This window comes from Burkholderia sp. MSMB1826, from assembly GCF_001526325.1.
GTDB lineage: Bacteria > Pseudomonadota > Gammaproteobacteria > Burkholderiales > Burkholderiaceae > Burkholderia.
Window position 1 is genome coordinate 320,575 of record NZ_LOYN01000043.1, and the last position, 17,900, is coordinate 338,474.

A 17,900-nucleotide genomic window follows, 5' to 3' on the forward strand; every position below is an offset into this window, starting at 1 on the left:
GCGACCGGTCAGCCGCCGATCGTGCCGCGATCGATCTTGCGCGACAGGATGATCGACGTCGTCGTGCGCTCGACGCCTTCGAGCGTGCCGATCTGGTCGAGCAGATCGTTGAGCCGTTCGGGCGAATCGGCGCGCAGCCACGCGACGTAGTCGTACTCGCCGCTCACCGCGCACAGCAGCTGGACTTCCGGCATCCGGTCGAGCTTGCGCAATACGTCCTTGCCGAACTTCGGCGTGAGGATGATGCCGACGTACGCATAGATGCTGGCGTCGAGCACGTCCTGCCCCAGTCGCACGCTGTATCCGGCGATCACGTTGGTGCGTTCGAGACGCGCGATGCGTGCGACGACCGTCGTGCGCGCCACGTCGAGCTGACGCGCGAGATCCGCGACGCTGGCGCGCGCATCGGCTTGCAGCAGCGCGACGAGTTGCCGGTCGAGATCGTCGAGTTGGTCGAGGCGGGGTGGGCGCATGACGCTGGGCCGGTACGCAGATGCCGGCGGAGTGGAAAGTGACGCGATGATAGCGCCGAACGCCGGCGCGCCCAACCGGCATGACCGGATTCGAACCTTTCGATTTCGATTCGTATCGGATGTAAGCAAGTGTCGCATTCTCTGCCGCATTGCATGCAACGTGCTACTAATAGCGGGCGACGCGAGATGCGCGCCGGCGGCGTTGGCCGCCGCGCCCGCTCGCCAGACACCACCCCGGAGAGCCAACCATGAAGAAAATCTCGCTCACCCTCGCTACGCTCGTCGTTGCAGCCAGCGCGTTCGCGCAAACCCCGGCGCAGCCGCAAGCGCCCGCCCAGGCGCCGGCCACGACGGCCGCGGCGTCGGCCCCGAGCGCCGAACAGCGCGCGGCACGCCACGAAGCGCGCATCGAGCAGCGCATCAAGTACCTGCACGACCAGTTGAAGATCACGTCGGCGCAGGAGCCGCAATGGAAGACGTTCGCCGATACGATGCGCGACAACGGCGCAACGATGGGCCGTCTCTACGGCGAACGGATCGCCAAGCACGACGTGTCCGCGCTCGACGACATGAAGCAGTACGCGGAACTGTCGCAGGCGAACGCCGACGGCGCGAAGAAGCTCGCCGACGCCTTCGCGCCGCTCTACGAGAGCTTCCCGGCCGAGCAGAAGGCGCTGGCCGACACGACCTTCCGCAACTGGCTGCACCACGGCGGCGAGCACCGCGGCAAGGGCAGGACGAAGGGCAAGGAAGGCAACGTGGCCGCCGCGCCGGCCGCGAGCGCTCCCGCGCAGCCCTGACGCCCTCACCGCCGGCGCCGTGCCGCCCGTCCGGGCCGAACGGCGCCGCGCCGCTGGCGGCATCGGCGCGTCACACGGCGCGCCGAATTCGGGATAAGCTCCCGGCTTTTCCCGCTTTCCCGCCCCTCTCCGCCATGCTCGAACTCAAGCAACTCGATCTGCGTACCGATCCGCAGGCCCGTCGCGTCGTCAAGGACGAAACCGTCGCCGTGTCGTTCGCGCAGGCCGACGGCGAACTGATGAGCCTCGAAGGCCCGAACCGTTATGCTGTGGGCGACGCGCTGATCACCGGCTCGACCGGCGACCGCTGGGTCGTGTCGCGCGCGCGCTTCGACGCCAAATACCTGCCCGCCGATCCGGCGCTCGCGCACGGTGCGCCGGGCGCTTACCGCAACCGGCCGGCCGTCGTGCTCGCACGCCGGATGGACGAGCCGTTCACGATCGCCCGCTCGGAGAACGGCGACACGCTGCGCGGCGTCGCCGGCGACTGGGTGATGCAATACGCGCCGGGCGACTACGGCGTCGTGCAGGCGCAGCGCTTCGCGCAGGTCTATCGCGACGCGTAATTCACCCGCGTAATTCACCCGCGTAATTCACCCGCGTAATGCACCCGCGTAATGCACCGCGCCGGCCCAAGGCCGGCGCCGCTGCTCACGCAAAGTCTTCGTCGAGCTCGAGTTCCGCGTCGCGCTCGACGGCCTCGCCGGCCGCGTGTCGCTCTTCGAGCGATCCGAGCATCGCTTCCGTATACGCATGCAGCACCGCATGGCTGCGCGCGCGCTGCATCGGCTTGAGCGCCAGGTAGCGCGCGAGCGCGGCCGGCACGATCCGGATGTCGAGCGTCATCCGCTTCGGCGTCGCGCCGAAACGCATCGCCAGCCAGTGCACGGACAGGAAGCGCCCGCGCGCGTCGCTGCTTTCGGCGAAGCGCGTCTGCTCCGGAAACAGATCGCAGATCACGCGTGCGAGCGCGTCGAATTCGGCGCTCGGGCATTCGATCAGATAGTCGTCCATGCCGTCTCTCCCGTCAGGCCGCCGCACGCGACGGCCGGCACGCCTTCGCCAGCACGACCGCCAGGATCGCGGCCAGCACGAAATACGCGGCCTCGACCCATGCGGCCGGCAGCACGCGCACCTGGTACAGCAGCGTCGGCGTCGCCGCGAGCGCATGCAGCACGATCGCGAGCGGCAACACGGCCATCCGGCCGGCCCGCACGCCGCGCCACACCAGCACCGACAGCGCCAGTTGCACCGCGAACGCCGCGCAGCGTTCGAGCAGCAACAGCAGGATCGACTGGACCGACAGCGTCGCGAGCATCATGTGCAGCCGCACGACGGTGTCGACCGGCAGGTCGGACAACTGCGTCTCGAGCTGGCCGCGGCTCGCGAGCCACGCGAGATACGACCACTGGCCCCACACCAGCACGCCGACGAACCACGCTTCGGCGCCGCCGTGACCGATCCCGTAGCCGATGCCGCGAGCGTCGCCGGCCGATGCGCCATAGCGACGGTTCAGCACGCGCATCCCGAGATAGCGGCCGACTTCCTCGAATACGGCGGTCGCAAGCGCGCCGTACGCGACGAACGCGAGCGGCTGCGTGAGCCAGCCGTCCTCGGGCGTGTGGCTCAGCACGAGCCCGTGGAACGCGCGCTCGAGGATCATGGCAAACAGCGTGAAGACGGCGACGCCGACGATCGTGTCGCGGCGATTGAGCGCAAGCGGCTTGCGCAGGATGCGGTAGAGGACGAGCGGCAGCAGCGCGATGATTAGCGTGGCGGCGATCAGCGCCGCCAGCGTGACGGGAGCGACAGTCATGTATTTCCTTGGTTCGAGGCAGCGCACCCGATGCGCCGCGTGCCCCGAATGATACTCAGCTTGCGGTCGACGCGCGCGCAATCAGCTCGCCGGGCAGCATCGCGACGCGCACGTCGCCCGCCGCGCCGTCGATCCGCTCGTGCACGAATTCGACGGCCTTGTAGCCGATTTCGTAGGTGGGCTGACGGATCGTCGTGATGCCGATCAGCTCGGCCCACTCCGGATCGTCGATCGACAGCAGCGCCGCCTGCTGCTGCCACGCGGCGCCGAAGCGCGCGCGCAGGTGGCGCGCGATCGCCAGCGCGACCGGCGCATTCGCGGCGAACAGCGCCGCGCGCACGCCGCGCCGGGCCGCGTGATCGATGCGCGCATCGACGTCGGCGAGCGCCGCCGCGGCCGCGTCGGGCGCGTTCAGGTCGAGCACGACCGTCGACGGCACCGCCAGCCCGCGCGCGGCCAGCGCCGCGCGGAACGCGGCCTCGCGCACGCGCCGCGAGCTGACGCGCTCGAACGGCTGCACGACGAAATGGATCGCGTCGAAACCGTGTTCGACCAGGTGCGCGAGCGCGGTCTCGATCGCGTCGTCGTTGTCGAGACCGATCAGGTCGGCCTCGAAGCCCTCGACCGTGCGGTCGACGAGCACGGCCGGAATGCCCGCGCCGCGCAACGGGCGCAGCACGTCTTCGTCGGCGCCGAGCGCGTTGACGATCAGCCCTTCGACGCGGTAGGTCGTGAGCAGTTGCAGGAAACGGCGCTCCATCTCGACTTCGTTCGCTGCGTGACAGATGAGCGGCATGTAGCCGAGCGCATGGCACGCGGCCTCGACGCCCTGCAGCACTTCGACGGTGTAAGGATTGGTCAGGTCGGCCGCGAGCATGCCGAGCAGCCGGTTGCGGCCGCGCTTGAGCCCGCGCGCCATCTGGTTCGGCCGGTAGTTGAGCCGCGCGATGGCCGCTTCGATCCGCTGGCGCAGATCGACGGACAGCACGTGCGTCTCGCCGTTCAGGTAGCGCGAAACGCTGGTCTTGCCCGTACCGGCCTCGCGCGCGACGTCGCTGATCGTCGCCGGACGCGTCGTGGAAGGTTGCGAATCGGTCACTGTCGTGCCTCGCGACGTACGATCCGCGCCGCTTCGTGAGCAGACGGACCATTGTTGTTGGAAACGTAAGCCAATCGGCGGCCTCCCCTGTGCTGGCGCGTCGGCGCCTGCGCCGGCCCGGTGCTTCGCGCTCGCGCAGCGCCCGCCGGTCGCGTGCTACGGCAGTCGGCCGCACCGGAGCTGGCGCGGATGCCCGTCGCCCGATGCGGCCGGCCGCGCGGCCGACCGTCGATGCGACGAGAGCGGGCGATCATAACGCAGCCGGCCCGCCGGCACCAAGATCATCGACTCTAACGGCGCCGGCGCCGCGCCGGCCGGTTGCCGGAGGCGGCTCAGGCGTGCGCCAGCGCATCCGGATTGACGAGATTCGTGCGCAGCGTGCCGGCCAGCGCGCCGACCAGGTTTTCCGCGGCGCAGCGCGCCATCGCATGGCGCGTCTCGTGCGTCGCCGAGCCGATATGCGGCAGCGCGACGACGTTCTTCATCTGCAGCAGCGGCGAATCCGCCGGCAGCGGCTCCTTCTCGAACACGTCGAGCCCCGCGCCCCGGATCGTCCCCGCGCGCAGCGCGTCGACCAGCGCGGCTTCGTCGACGACGGGCCCGCGCGACGCGTTGATCAGGATCGCACTGCGCTTCATCTTCGCGAATTCGGGCGCGCCGATCAGGTGACGCGTGTCGGGCGACAGCGGCACCTGCAGGCACACGAAATCCGACTGCGCGAGCAGCGCATCGAGCGTCACGCGCCGGGCGCCGTACTGCGTCTCGGCCTCGGCATGCGCGGACCGGTTCGCGTACAGCACCTGCATCCGGAAGCCGAGCGCCGCGCGCCGCGCGACCGCGCCGCCGATCCGCCCGAGCCCGACGATGCCGAGCGTCTTGCCCTGCACGTCGGTGCCGTACAGGTCCGGGCCGATGCTACGATGCCAGTGGCCGGCCTTCACCCATTCGGCCAGTTCGACCACGCGCCGTGCGGAGGCCAGGATCAGCGAAAACACCGTGTCGGCCGTCGACTCGGTCAGCACGTCCGGCGTATGCGCGAGCACGATGCCGCGCCGCGTGAGATCGGCGACGTCGAAGTTGTCGTAGCCGACCGAGATCGTCGACCACGCCTTCAGCCGCGGCGCGCGGTCGAGCATCTGCGGCGTGACCTTCAGGCTCGCGCCGATCGCGCCGTCCGCGTCGCCGAGCGCAGCGGCGAGCGCGTCGGCGCCGTCGGCCTGCACCACCTCCGCATGCTCGCGCAGGTACGCGAGAACGTCATCGGGCAGCGGCTTGTACGCGACGATACGGGGCTTCATCGTTTCATTTTCCTTGCAGCGGCGCCGCGAGCGGATGCGCATCGCGCGCCTGGGGTTTGACGGACAGCGTGAGGATCACCGCGGCGACGAGCGCGGCGCTCATGAACGCGTACGACGCGACGGGCGACCCGGTCGCGCCGTTCAGATAGCCGACGAAATACGAGCCGACGAACGAACCGAGCGCGCCCATGCTGTTGATCAGCGCCATCGCGCCGCCGGCGACGTTCTTCGGCAGCAGTTCCGGCACGATCGCGAAGAACGGGCCGTACGGTGCGTACATCGCGGCGCCCGCGACGACCAGCAGCGCATACGAGATCCAGAAATGCGACGAGCCGAGCGCGTACGACGCGGCGAACGCGGCCGCGCCGACCAGCAGGAACGGCCACACGAAGCCGCGGCGCGAACCGACCTTGTCGGACGCCCACGACGCGGCGAGCATCGCGATCGTCGCCGCGAGGTACGGCAGCGCGGACAGCCAGCCGGTCGCGACCATCCCGAGATCGGAACCGTTCTTCACGATCGACGGCAGCCACAGCACGAAGCCGTACACGCCGATGCTCCAGCAGAAATACTGCGCGCACAGCTTGATCACGGCCGGCGAGCGGAATGCCTCGCCATAGTTGCGGACCGGCTTGATCGCCGCCTGCTCGGCCGCGAGCGCGGCGTCGAGGTCGCGCTTTTCCTGCGCGCTGAGCCACGGCGAATCGGCCGGCTTGTCCTGCACGAGGCACCACCAGCACACGGCCCAGATGACGGCCGGGACGCCTTCGGCGATAAACATGTGGCGCCAGCCGAATTCATGCACGAGATAACCGGACACGATCGACATCCACAGCACGGTGACCGGATTGCCGAGGATCAGGAACGTATTCGCGCGCGAGCGCTCGTTCTTCGTGAACCAGTTGCTGATGTAGATCAGCATCGCCGGCATCACGGCCGCCTCGACGACGCCCAGCACGAAGCGGATCGCCATCAGCGACGGGATGTTGCTGACCACGCCGGTCAGGGCCGCGCAGCCGCCCCACAGCACGAGACTGACGAACACGAGCTTCTTCACGCTGCGGCGTTCCGCGTAGATCGCGCCGGGGATCTGGAAGAAGAAGTAGCCGAGGAAGAACAGCGCGCCGATCAGCGACGACAGGCCCTTGCTGATCCCGAGGTCCTGGTTGATGCCGGCCGCCGCCGCGAACCCGTAGTTCGCGCGATCGAGGTAAGCGAGGCTGTACGTGATGAAGACGATCGGCATGATCGTCCACCACCGACGCGCTGCGAGATTGGCTGCCATGAGAGTGTCTCCGTATAGGGGCCGCAGTGGGCGCCAGCGCCCGCCCGGCCTCGAACAAAACTACCGTGCGTCGCGCACGAAATGGATCCGCGGATTGTGCCGTGTCCGGCCTCTCATTGCGCGGTGACGGTTTCCTCTAAGCGATCGGCGCGATTGTCGACACTTTCGAGACGGTCGAGCGCGTCGCGCGTCGGCAACCCTTCCGAATCGCCGATCACCTGGATCGCGAGCGCACCGATCCGGTTGCCGCGCGCGACCGCCTGCTCGACGCTCCGGCCTTCGAGCAGCGCGCTGACCACGCCGACCGCGAAGCCGTCGCCGGCGCCGACCGTGTCGACCACGCGCTCGACGCGCTCGCCGGCGACGGTGCCTTCGCGGCCGTCGGCCGTGCGGAAATACGCGCCTTGCTCGCCGAGCTTGATCACGACGCCGCGCGCGCCCCGCGCGAGATAGAAGCCCGCGATGTCGGCCGGCGTCTCGTGCCCGGTCAATTGCCGACCTTCGGCCAGGCCCGGCAGCACCCAGTCGGCGAGCGTCGCGAGGGCATTCAGCGTCTTCGCCATCACGTCGGCGGACGGCCACAGCGTCGGGCGCAGGTTCGGGTCGAACGAGATCGTCTTGCCGGCCGCACGCATCTCGCGCGCGAGCCGGAATGCGAGTTCGCACGACGTCGCCGAAATCGCCGGTGCGACGCCCGTCAGGTGCAGATGGCGCGCGCCGAGCACGTAGTCGGCCACGTAGTCGTCGCACGACAGGTGGCTCGCCGCCGAGCCCTTGCGGAAATATTCGACGGTCGGATCGCTGCCGTCGTCGTTGCGCGACTTCAGCTGGAAGCCGGTCGGGTAGCGCGGATCGACGGTCACGCACGACGCGTCGATTCCCTCGCGCGCCAGCGTGTCGAGCACGTAGCGGCCGAACGAGTCGCGGCCGACCCGGCTCATCCAGCCGACCCGGAAGCCGAGCCGGGACAGGCCGATCGCGACGTTGAGATCGGCGCCCGCGATCCGCTTCGCGAATTGCCCGGCGTGCGCGAGATGGCCCGGCTCCGTCGCGACGAACATCGCCATCGCTTCGCCGTAGGTCACGACATCGAGTGCTGTTTTCATGACTGAACGCCTCTGGATCCTTCCGCCGTCACGCGGTCGCAAGCCATGCGACGCGCCGGCAGGCATCGCCGGCCAGATCGGCCGCGTCGAACGGGAACTCGATGCCGCGCGGCGCGTGCTGCGGCAGCGCGGCGAGTACGTCGGTCACGAGCGGGTCGTTCGGCGCCGGCGCGGCGGCGAAACGACGCGCGCCCTCGCCTTCGATGGTCTTGCAGTGAATGTATTCCACATGCGGCGCGAGCACCTGCGCGCAGTCGAGCGGCGCTTCGCCGCGCCACTGCCAGTTGCCGATGTCGAACGTCATGCCGAGCGCATCGGGCATGCCGGCGTCGGACAGCGCGTCGAACAGCCCGCGGAACTGCGCGAACGCGCCGCCGAGCTCGAGCTGGCCGTTCTCGACCACCACGCGGGCCCGCGCGCCGCGCGCCAGCGCGACGATCTCGGCCGCGTGCGCGTCGCCGGCAAAGCCGCCGAGCTGGAATTTCACGAAGCGCGCGCCGAGCGCATCGGCTTGCGCGAGCGCATCGCGCAAGGCGTCGGCGTCGAGCGCCCCCGTTTCCGTGTACAGCGAGTCCGGGGTCGAATAGACCGACCACAGCCCGTGGCCGGCGATCTGCGCACCGAGCGCGGCCAGCGCGCCGGGCGCCGTGTCGTCGTCCGACGCGAACAACTCGCGCCGCACCTCGAAGCCGGCCGCCCCGGATGCCGCCACGGTGGCGATGAATGCACTGTGGCCCTCCTGGCGCACCCGGTCCATCCCGAATGCGCTCGCCACGATCACGATGTCTGCCATGTTGCCCTTTTTCAACCGGAATGGAACCGGTTCCATTTGCTTGAGACGGATGGTGCGCCTCGCGTCGGACCCACGCCATAGAGGAAATCCCTAAGGCCGTGTCGTCGCACGAATACGCGCGCAACCGTATGCAACGCATGTTCCCGGCGCGGCGGCGAGCGCCTACGCGAGGTCCTGCGCGAGGCTCATTTCGAGGAATTGCGCGGCGACCCGCGACGGTGCGCCGCCATGCGGCACGAGAATGGAGAAATGCCGCGTGAGCGGCGCGGGCGCCAGCGAGCGCGGCACGAGCGCGGCATCCTCGTGACGCAGCGACATCGCGGACACGAACCCGACGCCCATTCCTGCGCGCACGGCCTCCTTCACCGCCTCGACCCCCGCGATCTCGAACGCGACGCGCATCGGCGCGCCGCCCTGCGCGAACGCGCGCTCGACGAGTTGCCGCACGGCGGAACCCGCCTCGCGCAGCACGAGCGGATGGGCGGCGAGCGCGTCGAGCGTCACGCCCGCGTCGTGGCCGGGCGCCGCGAGCGGATGGCCGGCCGGCACGATCGCGACGATCTCGTCCTCGTGCCACGCGTGCACGGCCGTGCCCGGCGGCAATGTCTCGCCGGGCGGCCCTTCGATCAGCGCGATGTCGAGCGACGACAGCGCCGCGACCACGTCGGCCGTATTGCCGCTCATCGTCTGGATCGACACACGCGGCGCGCGCGGCTGGAACGCCGCGATCAGATACGGCAGCAGATAGCTCGCGGGCGTCGTGCTCGCGCCGATACGCAGCGTGCCGGCCTCCAGCCCGCGTATCGCGTCTCGAAACGCACGCGCCTGCGCGAACGTGTCGCGCTGCGCCCTCGCGTATTGCGCGAGTTGCTCGCCGACCGGCGTGAGGCGGATGCCGCGGCCGTCGCGCTGGTACAGCGGCTCGCCGAACTCGTCCTGCAGCAGCCGCAACTGGCCCGATACGGCCGGCTGCGACAGATGCAGCGCCACGGCGGCGCGGCTGATGTTCAGATGCTCAGCGACGGCGGCGAACGTTATCAGTTGATCCGGGGTCATGGGGATGAATTATCGGTTTTCCGGATAGTTTACGTCACAAATCACAATTTTTCATATCGATATAACGAAACTAGGATTACACCATCGCCACACGCTCCGTCACGGTGCCTCCATGTCCACTGCCCCGACTCCCCCTCTCAGCCATGCCGCGCCGTCGATGCGCGGCCAGTTGAACGGCGTGCTGTTCGTCGCGCTGTTCGCCGCCGCCGTCACGAGCCTCGCCGAGCTTCCCGCGATCGCGGGGCTCGGCCTGTCGCCGCTGATCGTCGGCATCGTCGCCGGGGCGGCGTACGGCAACGGGCTGCGCGACGGCATGCCGGCCAGCTGGGCGGCCGGTGTCGATTTCTCCGCACGCAAGCTGCTGCGCATCGCGGTCGCGTTCTTCGGGTTGCGCGTGAGCCTGCAGGAAATCGCGCAGGTCGGGCTGCCGGGCCTCGCGGTGTCGGTGCTGATCGTCGTCAGCACGCTCGCGATCGGCACCTGGGTCGGCATGAAGCTGATGAAGCTCGATCGCGACGCCGCGCTGCTGACCGCCGCCGGCAGCGCGATCTGCGGTGCGGCCGCCGTGCTCGCGTTCGAGTCGACGCTGCAGTCGAAGCCGCACCAGAGCGCGATGGCCGTGGGCAGTGTCGTGCTGTTCGGCACGCTGTCGATGTTCCTGTACCCGGTCGCCTATCACGCCGGGTGGCTGAACCTCGATCCGGCCGGCCTCGGCCTGTTCTTCGGCGGCACGATCCACGAAGTCGCGCAGGTGGTCGGCGCGGCGAGCGACATCAGCCCGCAGGTCGCGCACGTCGCGACGATCGTGAAGATGACGCGCGTGATGCTGCTGGTGCCGGTGCTGCTCGCGCTCGGCTGGTGGCTCGCCCGCTCGGTGCGCTCGGCTCGCGACACGGCCGGCGGCGCGCAAGGCAAGCGCAAGGTGGCGGTTCCCTGGTTCGCGCTCGGCTTCCTCGGCTTCGTGATCGTCAATTCGCTGAACGTGCTGCCTGCGGACGTCACGCATACGCTGAACGTGCTCGACACCTTCGCGCTGACGATGGCCATGACCGCACTCGGCATCGAGACGCGTGTCGCGCAGATCCGCGCAGCCGGCCCGCGTGCGCTGATGACCGGCCTGATCCTGTACGTGTGGCTGATCGCCGGCGGCTACGGGATCACCTTGGCCGTGCAGCACTGGCTTGGCTGAGCCGCACGTCCGTGACGGTTCGCGCGCCGCGCCCGACGGGAAGATCCCGCGGGCGCGGCGCAGTGCTATGCTTCGCGTCGTTTTCCATCGCCCCCTTTCAGCCGTGCTCTCGTTTCTGCTGAAGCTGCGCACTCGCGCCCAAACGCTGTTCCGCCTGTCGGACGCCCATACGATGCTGATCTGGTCGGCCATCGTCGGCGTCGGCGGCGCCTTTGCCACGATGGCGTTCCGCGAAGGCATCGACCTGATGCAGCACCTGATCTCGGGGCAGAGCGGCAGCTTCGTGCAGATGGCGAAGCGCCTGCCGTGGTACGTGCGGTTCTGGATGCCGGCCGCGGGCGGATTCCTCGCCGGCTGCGTGCTGCTGCTCGCGACGCGCGGCGACCGTCAGGCCGCCAACACCGACTACATGGAATCGGTCGCGCTCGGCAACGGCGTCGTACCGGTACGGCAGAGCCTGTGGCGCAGCGTGTCGTCGCTGCTGACGATCGGCAGCGGCGGCTCGATCGGCCGCGAAGGCCCGATGGTGCAGCTCGCGGCGCTCGCGGCGTCGCTCGTCGGCCGCTTCGCGCACTTCGACCCGCCGCGCCTGCGCCTGCTGGTCGCTTGCGGCGCGGCGGCCGGCATCACGTCCGCTTACAACGCGCCGATCGCCGGCGCCTTTTTCGTGTCGGAGATCGTGCTCGGCACGATCGCGATGGAGAGCTTCGGGCCGATGGTGGTCGCGTCGGTCGTCGCGAACATCGTGATGCGCGAATTCGCCGGCTACCGGCCGCCGTACGAGATGCCGGTGTTTCCGGCCGTGACCGGCCCCGAGGTGCTGCTGTTCGTCGTGCTCGGCACGCTGTGCGGCGTGCTGGCGCCGCAGTTCCTGCACCTGCTCGACGCGTCGAAGACGCAGTTCAAGCGGCTGCCCGTGCCGCTGCCCGTGCGGCTCGCGCTCGGCGGCCTCGTCGTCGGCCTGATCTCGGTGTGGATTCCGGACGTGTGGGGCAACGGCTACAGCGTCGTGAACCACATCCTCCATTCGCCGTGGACCTGGCAGGCGCTCGTCGCGGTCCTCGTGTTCAAGGTCATCGCGACCGCCGCGACGGCCGGCTCGGGCGCGATCGGCGGCGTGTTCACGCCGACGCTGTTCGTCGGCGCCGTGTTCGGCTCGCTGTTCGGGCTCGCGATGGACGCGCTGTGGCCGGGCCATACGTCCGCGTATTTCGCGTACGCGATCGTCGGGATGGGCGCGTTCATGGCGGGCGCCACGCAAGCGCCGCTGATGGCGATCCTGATGATCTTCGAGATGACGCTGAGCTATCAGGTCGTGCTGCCGCTGCTGGTGTCGTGCGTGTTCGCGTATTTCGTCGCACGCGCGACGGGCACGACGTCGATGTACGAGATCACGCTGCACCACTACCAGGACGCGCAGGAGCGGCAGCGCCTGCGCACCACGCAGATGCGCGAGCTGATCCAGCCCGCGCAGACGGTCGTGCCGCTCACCGCGAGCGTCGCCGACATGACGCGCGTGTTTCTCGAATATCCGGTGAAGTATCTGTACGTGACCGACGACGCCGGGCGCTTTCGCGGCGCGGTCGCGCTGAAGGACATCACGTCGGACCTGCTCGACAAGCGCGACACGACCGACAAGACGGCCGCGCACTACGCGCATACGCCGTTTCCGCTGCTCACGCCCGACATGCCGCTCGCGACCGCGCTCGAGCGCTTCATGGCGTTCCAGGGCGAACGGCTGCCGGTGATCGAGAGCGAAGCCGAGCCGACGCTCGCGGGCGTCGTCTACAAGACGTCGCTGCTCGACGCGTACCGGCGGATGACCGGCGAGCGCTGACCGTCGGCCGCGCGTGCCGTACACCGCCGCGCGCTGACCGTCGGATGCCGCGCGTAGCGCTCCGGCAACGGACGTGCGGCCGTCAGTCCGGCGCGCGCCCCAGCACGACCCGCGCGAAGAACCCCGCGAGCACCGCTTCCGCCGCGTCGACCGACACGTGCTGCGGATCGGCCGTGTAGTACGACTGCACGCCGTCGCACAGGCACATCAGCCCGAACGCGAGCGTGTCGGCCGGCAGCAGCAGCGGCGTGCCCGACCGCTCGGCGAAGCGCTGGATGAATTCGGCCATCTGCACGCGCTTGCCGTGCAGGAACTGGTTGAAGCGCACGCGGAACTTCGCGTCGCGCGCGGCCTGCAGTTTCGCCTCGCCCCACAGCAGCGAGTATTCGTCGTCGCGAAACAGCGTACGGTAATACGCGAGCGCCATCGATTCCATCTGCTCGCGCGTGCCGCCCCCTTCGAAAATCGCCTCGAAGTCGGCGCGCACCTCGTCGTGATTACGCTCCAGCAATTCCAGCAACAGGTCGGACTTGCTGCGGAAATTCGAGTAGAACGCACCGCGCGTATAGCCGGCCGCCGCCGCGATGTCCTCGACGCTCGCGGCCACATAGCCTTTCTTCAGAAAAATTCGATGCGCGGCTTTCAGCAGACGTTCGCGCGTCTGGTCCCTGCTCTGCTCGCGAGTTAAGCGCTGTGGTTTCATGACGCGCAGTCTAGCATCCCCTCCCTTTCAGATTCATCTTTGCATTCAAATACAGGTGTGTATTAGAATTCGCCACAGTTTCCGAAGATGTCGTTCGTCTGTCCGCGTGCGCCGGTGCCGGCGCCGCTCGGGGCAAGCGCCCGCCGCGCTTGCCGGCTTCGTACCGCTCCACCTCACCTGGGGGTTTCGTGAATCGCTCCGGTTCCCGCGCCGCGCTGCTGATCGGCGCCGCGCTCGTCCTTGCCGCCTGTCATCCGAAAGAATCCGCACCGCCCGCCCCGCGCCCCGTCGTCGCGCTGCCCGCACGGGCCGACACCCTCGCGGCCGCGCGCACGCTGCCCGGCGACATCCAGCCGCGCTACGCCACCCCGCTGTCGTTCCGCATCGCCGGCAAGATCATCGAGCGCCGGGTGCGGCTCGGCGATACGGTGAAGGTCGGCCAGGTCGTTGCGCTGCTCGATCCGTCCGACGTCGAGAAGAACGCCGCAAGCGCGCAGGCGCAACTCGATGCCGCGACGCACACCCTCGCGTTCGCGAAGCAGCAGCTCGATCGCGATCGCGCGCAGGCCCGCGAAAACCTGATCGCGACCGCGCAGCTCGAACAGACCCAGAACAGCTACACGTCGGCGCTCGCGCAACGCGACCAGGCGCAGCAGCAGCTCGCGCTCGCGAAGAACCAGCTGCGCTACGCGACGCTCGTCGCCGATCATGCGGGCGCCATCACCGCCGAACAGGCCGATACCGGCCAGAACGTGTCGGCCGGCCAGCCGGTCTACCAGCTCGCGTGGTCGGGCGACGTCGACGTGGTCAGCGACGTGCCCGAGGCCGCGCTCGCGTCGCTCGCGCCCGGTCACGCGGCCACCGTCACGCTGCCGGCGCTGCCGGGTCGCCGGTTCGCCGCGAAAGTCCGCGAAATCGCGCCGGCCGCCGATCCGCAAAGCCGCACCTATCGCGTGAAACTCACGCTCGGCGCGCCCGATCCGGCGATCCGGCTCGGGATGACCGCGGACGTCGCGTTCGACGGCGCACCGGCCGCCGCCGATACGCAGCCGATCACGCTGCCTGCGACCGCGCTGTTCCACGACGGCGCGCACCCGGCCGTCTGGGTCGTGCGCGCGAAGGACGACACGCTCGAGTTGCGCCGCGTCGACGTCGCGCGCTTCAACGAGCGCACCGTCACCGTGTCGCACGGGCTGCAACCGGGCGAGCGCGTCGTGCTGCAGGGCGTGCATACGGTCAGCGCGGGCGAGAAGGTGCGCGCGATCGCGCCGCTGCATCCGGAGGACTTCGCATCGTGAGCGTCTCCCACGAAGAAGGCCGGTTCAACCTGTCCGCATGGGCGCTGCGCCACCAGGCGCTGGTCGTCTACCTGATCGCGCTCGCGACGCTCGCGGGCATCCTCGCGTACACGCGGCTCGCGCAATCCGAAGACCCGCCGTTCACGTTCCGCGTGATGGTGATCCGCACCTTCTGGCCTGGCGCGAGCGCGCGGCAGGTACAGGAACAGGTGACCGACCGGATCGGCCGCAAGCTGCAGGAAACGCCGGCCATCGACTTCCTGCGCAGCTATTCGCGCCCCGGCGAATCGCTGATCTTCTTCACGATGAAGGATTCGGCGCCGGTGAAGGACGTGCCCGAGACCTGGTACCAGATCCGCAAGAAAGTGGGCGACATCGGCTATACGCTGCCGCCCGGCGTGCAGGGCCCGTTCTTCAACGACGAATTCGGCGACGTCTACACCAACATCTGGACGCTCGAGGGCGACGGCTTCACGCCCGCGCAACTGCACGACTACGCGGACCAGTTGCGCACCGTGCTGCTGCGCGTGCCGGGCGTCGGCAAGGTCGACTATTTCGGCGACCCCGACCAGCGGATCTTCATCGAGGTGAACAACGCGCAGCTCACGCGGCTCGGCATCTCGCCGCAGCAGCTCGGGCAGGCGATCAACGCGCAGAACGACGTGTCGTCGGCCGGCGTGCTGACGACCGCCGACGATCGCGTGTTCGTGCGGCCGAGCGGCCAGTTCGACAACGTCGGCGCGATCGCCGATACGCTGATCCGCATCAACGGCCGCACGTTCCGGCTCGGCGATCTCGCCACGGTCCGGCGCGGCTACGACGATCCGACCGTCACGCAGATGCGCAGCAACGGCAAGGCCGTGCTCGGCATCGGCGTCACGATGCAGCCGGGCGGCGACGTGATCCGGCTCGGCAAGGCGCTCGACGCCGAATCGAAGGAGTTGCAGGCGCAACTGCCTGCGGGGCTGAAGCTCGTCGAGGTGTCGAGCATGCCGCACGCGGTCTCGCATTCGGTCGACGACTTCCTCGAAGCCGTCGCCGAAGCGGTCGCGATCGTGCTGGTCGTGAGCCTCGTGTCGCTCGGGCTGCGCACCGGGATGGTCGTCGTGATCTCGATCCCGGTCGTGCTCGCCGTCACCGCGCTGTTCATGTACCTGTTCGACATCGGGCTGCACAAGGTGTCGCTCGGCACGCTCGTGCTCGCGCTCGGGCTGCTCGTCGACGATGCGATCATCGCGGTCGAGATGATGGCCGTGAAGCTCGAACAGGGCTACAGCCGCGCCCGCGCCGCCGCGTTCGCGTACACCAGCACCGCCTTCCCGATGCTGACGGGCACGCTCGTCACGGTATCGGGCTTCCTGCCGATCGCGCTCGCGAAATCGAGCACCGGCGAATACACGCGCTCGATCTTCGAGGTGTCGGCGATCGCGCTGATCGCGTCGTGGTTCGCGGCCGTCGTGCTGATCCCGCTGCTGGGCTTCCACATGCTGCCTGAGCGCAAGCGGCACGCACACGAGGCGCACCTGCCCGACGATCACGAGCACGACATCTACGACACCCGCTTCTACCGGCGGCTGCGCGGCTGGATCGACTGGTGCATCGAGCGGCGCTTCGTCGTGCTGCTGATCACGGGCGCCCTCTTCGTCGTGGCGATGATGGGCTTCTCGCTGGTGCCGCAGCAGTTCTTCCCGAGCTCCGACCGGCCCGAGCTGCTGGTCGACCTGCGGCTGCCCGAAGGCGCGTCGTTCGCGGCGACGCTGCGCGAGACCGAGCGCCTCGAGAAAGTGCTCGACAAGCGCCCCGAGATCGATCATTCGGTGAACTTCGTCGGCAGCGGCGCGCCGCGCTTCTACCTGCCGCTCGACCAGCAACTGCAACTGCCGAACTTCGCGCAGTTCGTGATCACCGCGAAATCGGTCGAGGATCGCGAGAAGCTCGCGACCTGGCTCGAAACCACGCTGCGCGACCGCTTCCCGGCCGTGCGCTGGCGGCTGTCGCGGCTCGAGAACGGGCCGCCGGTCGGCTATCCGGTGCAGTTCCGCGTGAGCGGCGACAGCATCGCGACGGTCCGCTCGATCGCCGAGAAGGTCGCGGCGACGATGCGCGGCGATGCGCGCACGGTCAACGTGCAGTTCGACTGGGACGAGCCGGCCGAACGCTCGGTACGCTTCGAGCTCGACCAGAAGAAGGCGCGCGAGCTGAACGTCACGTCGCAGGACGTGTCGAGCTTCCTCGCGATGACGCTGTCCGGCACGACCGTCACGCAGTATCGCGAGCGCGACAAGCTGATCGCCGTCGACCTGCGCGCGCCGCAGGCCGATCGCGTCGATCCGGCGAAACTCGCGGGCCTCGCGCTGCCGACGCCGAACGGCCCCGTGCCGCTCGGCTCGCTCGGCCGCTTCACGCCGACGCTCGAATACGGCGTCGTGTGGGAGCGCGACCGCCAGCCGACCATCACCGTGCAGTCGGACGTGCACGCCGGCGCACAGGGCATCGACGTCACGCACGCGGTCGACGCGAAGCTGAACGCGCTGCGCGCGCAGTTGCCGGTCGGCTATCGGATCGACATCGGCGGTTCGGTCGAGGAAAGCGCGAAGGCGCAGACGTCGATCAACGCGCAGATGCCGCTGATGGCGATCGCCGTGTTCACGCTGCTGATGATCCAGCTGCAGAGCTTCTCGCGCGTGCTGATGGTCGTGCTGACCGCGCCGCTCGGGCTGATCGGCGTGGTCGCGACGCTGCTGCTGTTCGGCCAGCCGTTCGGCTTCGTCGCGATGCTCGGCGTGATCGCGATGTTCGGGATCATCATGCGCAACTCGGTGATCCTCGTCGATCAGATCGAGCAGGACATCGCGGTCGGTCACGGCCGCGTCGACGCGATCATCGGCGCGACCGTGCGGCGTTTCCGGCCGATCACGCTGACGGCCGCGGCCGCCGTGCTCGCGCTGATTCCGCTGTTGCGCTCGAACTTCTTCGGGCCGATGGCGACCGCGCTGATGGGCGGCATCACGAGCGCGACCGTGCTGACGCTGTTCTACCTGCCCGCGCTGTACGCGACGTGGTTCCGCGTGAAGCGCGACGAACGCGACCCGCACGACGGCCCGCCGCCAAGCGGCAGCACGCCGGCCGCGCCGTCGGGAGCCTGAC

The 17,900-nt window shown here is 69.2% G+C and carries 16 protein-coding genes; 6 read left to right on the plus strand and 10 right to left on the minus strand.

All coding sequences use genetic code 11. The features are described from left to right. Window positions 1-8 precede the first annotated feature (8 nt). A complete protein-coding gene (locus WS95_RS25140; RefSeq protein WP_006481526.1) occupies window positions 9-473 on the minus strand; it encodes an Lrp/AsnC family transcriptional regulator in 465 nt (154 codons plus the stop codon). A 248-nt stretch (window positions 474-721) separates the two neighbouring features. Between WS95_RS25140 and WS95_RS25145 the strand changes: the two genes are divergently transcribed. Together WS95_RS25145 and WS95_RS25150 are read left to right on the plus strand one after the other, a co-directional pair. Beyond that, entirely contained in the window at window positions 722-1,273 is a 552-nt protein-coding gene (locus WS95_RS25145; protein ID WP_059826730.1) for a Spy/CpxP family protein refolding chaperone, read from the plus strand. 134 nt (window positions 1,274-1,407) lie between these two features. Then, window positions 1,408-1,839, plus strand: a complete 432-nt coding sequence (locus WS95_RS25150; RefSeq protein WP_034207373.1) for a PGDYG domain-containing protein — start codon at window positions 1,408-1,410, stop codon at window positions 1,837-1,839. 85 nt (window positions 1,840-1,924) lie between these two features. Here the strand turns inward: WS95_RS25150 and WS95_RS25155 are convergent, their stop codons facing one another. From WS95_RS25155 to WS95_RS25190, 8 genes are all read right to left on the minus strand, one after another. Continuing rightward, entirely contained in the window at window positions 1,925-2,287 is a 363-nt protein-coding gene (locus tag WS95_RS25155) for a DUF3022 domain-containing protein (RefSeq protein ID WP_034207374.1), read from the minus strand. Window positions 2,288-2,300: 13 nt separating this feature from the next. Continuing rightward, window positions 2,301-3,089, minus strand: a complete 789-nt coding sequence (locus tag WS95_RS25160) for a YhfC family intramembrane metalloprotease (protein ID WP_034207375.1) — start codon at window positions 3,087-3,089, stop codon at window positions 2,301-2,303. Window positions 3,090-3,144: 55 nt separating this feature from the next. Next, window positions 3,145-4,188, minus strand: a complete 1,044-nt coding sequence (locus tag WS95_RS25165; protein WP_034207376.1) for a LacI family DNA-binding transcriptional regulator — start codon at window positions 4,186-4,188, stop codon at window positions 3,145-3,147. Between the two features lie 332 nt (window positions 4,189-4,520). Beyond that, window positions 4,521-5,486: an NAD(P)-dependent oxidoreductase gene (locus WS95_RS25170; RefSeq protein WP_034207377.1), complete on the minus strand. Its 966-nt coding sequence runs from the start codon at window positions 5,484-5,486 to the stop codon at window positions 4,521-4,523. A gap of 4 nt (window positions 5,487-5,490) precedes the next feature. Then, a complete protein-coding gene (locus tag WS95_RS25175) occupies window positions 5,491-6,771 on the minus strand; it encodes an MFS transporter (RefSeq protein WP_034207378.1) in 1,281 nt (426 codons plus the stop codon). A 113-nt stretch (window positions 6,772-6,884) separates the two neighbouring features. Then, window positions 6,885-7,877, minus strand: a complete 993-nt coding sequence (locus WS95_RS25180) for a sugar kinase (RefSeq protein WP_034207379.1) — start codon at window positions 7,875-7,877, stop codon at window positions 6,885-6,887. 28 nt (window positions 7,878-7,905) lie between these two features. After that, window positions 7,906-8,670 (minus strand): sugar phosphate isomerase/epimerase family protein, encoded by a 765-nt coding sequence (locus tag WS95_RS25185; protein ID WP_059826731.1) that lies wholly within the window; start codon window positions 8,668-8,670, stop codon window positions 7,906-7,908. 162 nt (window positions 8,671-8,832) lie between these two features. After that, window positions 8,833-9,726, minus strand: coding sequence for a LysR family transcriptional regulator (locus tag WS95_RS25190; protein ID WP_059826733.1), 894 nt, complete (start codon window positions 9,724-9,726; stop codon window positions 8,833-8,835). A 112-nt stretch (window positions 9,727-9,838) separates the two neighbouring features. Here WS95_RS25190 and WS95_RS25195 point away from each other — a divergent pair, with 112 nt between their 5' ends. Together WS95_RS25195 and WS95_RS25200 are read left to right on the plus strand one after the other, a co-directional pair. Then, entirely contained in the window at window positions 9,839-10,915 is a 1,077-nt protein-coding gene (locus WS95_RS25195; RefSeq protein ID WP_059826734.1) for a YeiH family protein, read from the plus strand. Between the two features lie 103 nt (window positions 10,916-11,018). After that, window positions 11,019-12,752: a ClcB-like voltage-gated chloride channel protein gene (locus tag WS95_RS25200; RefSeq protein ID WP_218921412.1), complete on the plus strand. Its 1,734-nt coding sequence runs from the start codon at window positions 11,019-11,021 to the stop codon at window positions 12,750-12,752. A gap of 82 nt (window positions 12,753-12,834) precedes the next feature. On the opposite strand, the gene WS95_RS25205 is transcribed toward WS95_RS25200, so the two are convergent. Next, window positions 12,835-13,455, minus strand: a complete 621-nt coding sequence (locus WS95_RS25205; protein WP_034207384.1) for a TetR/AcrR family transcriptional regulator — start codon at window positions 13,453-13,455, stop codon at window positions 12,835-12,837. A gap of 188 nt (window positions 13,456-13,643) precedes the next feature. On the opposite strand from WS95_RS25205, the gene WS95_RS25210 reads away from it, so the two are divergent. Both WS95_RS25210 and WS95_RS25215 read left to right on the plus strand, forming a co-directional pair. Further along, window positions 13,644-14,753: an efflux RND transporter periplasmic adaptor subunit gene (locus WS95_RS25210; protein ID WP_059785883.1), complete on the plus strand. Its 1,110-nt coding sequence runs from the start codon at window positions 13,644-13,646 to the stop codon at window positions 14,751-14,753. Beyond that, window positions 14,750-17,899, plus strand: coding sequence for an efflux RND transporter permease subunit (locus WS95_RS25215; protein ID WP_059826737.1), 3,150 nt, complete (start codon window positions 14,750-14,752; stop codon window positions 17,897-17,899). Before WS95_RS25210 ends, WS95_RS25215 begins: the two co-directional genes overlap by 4 nt. Window position 17,900 lies beyond the last annotated feature (1 nt).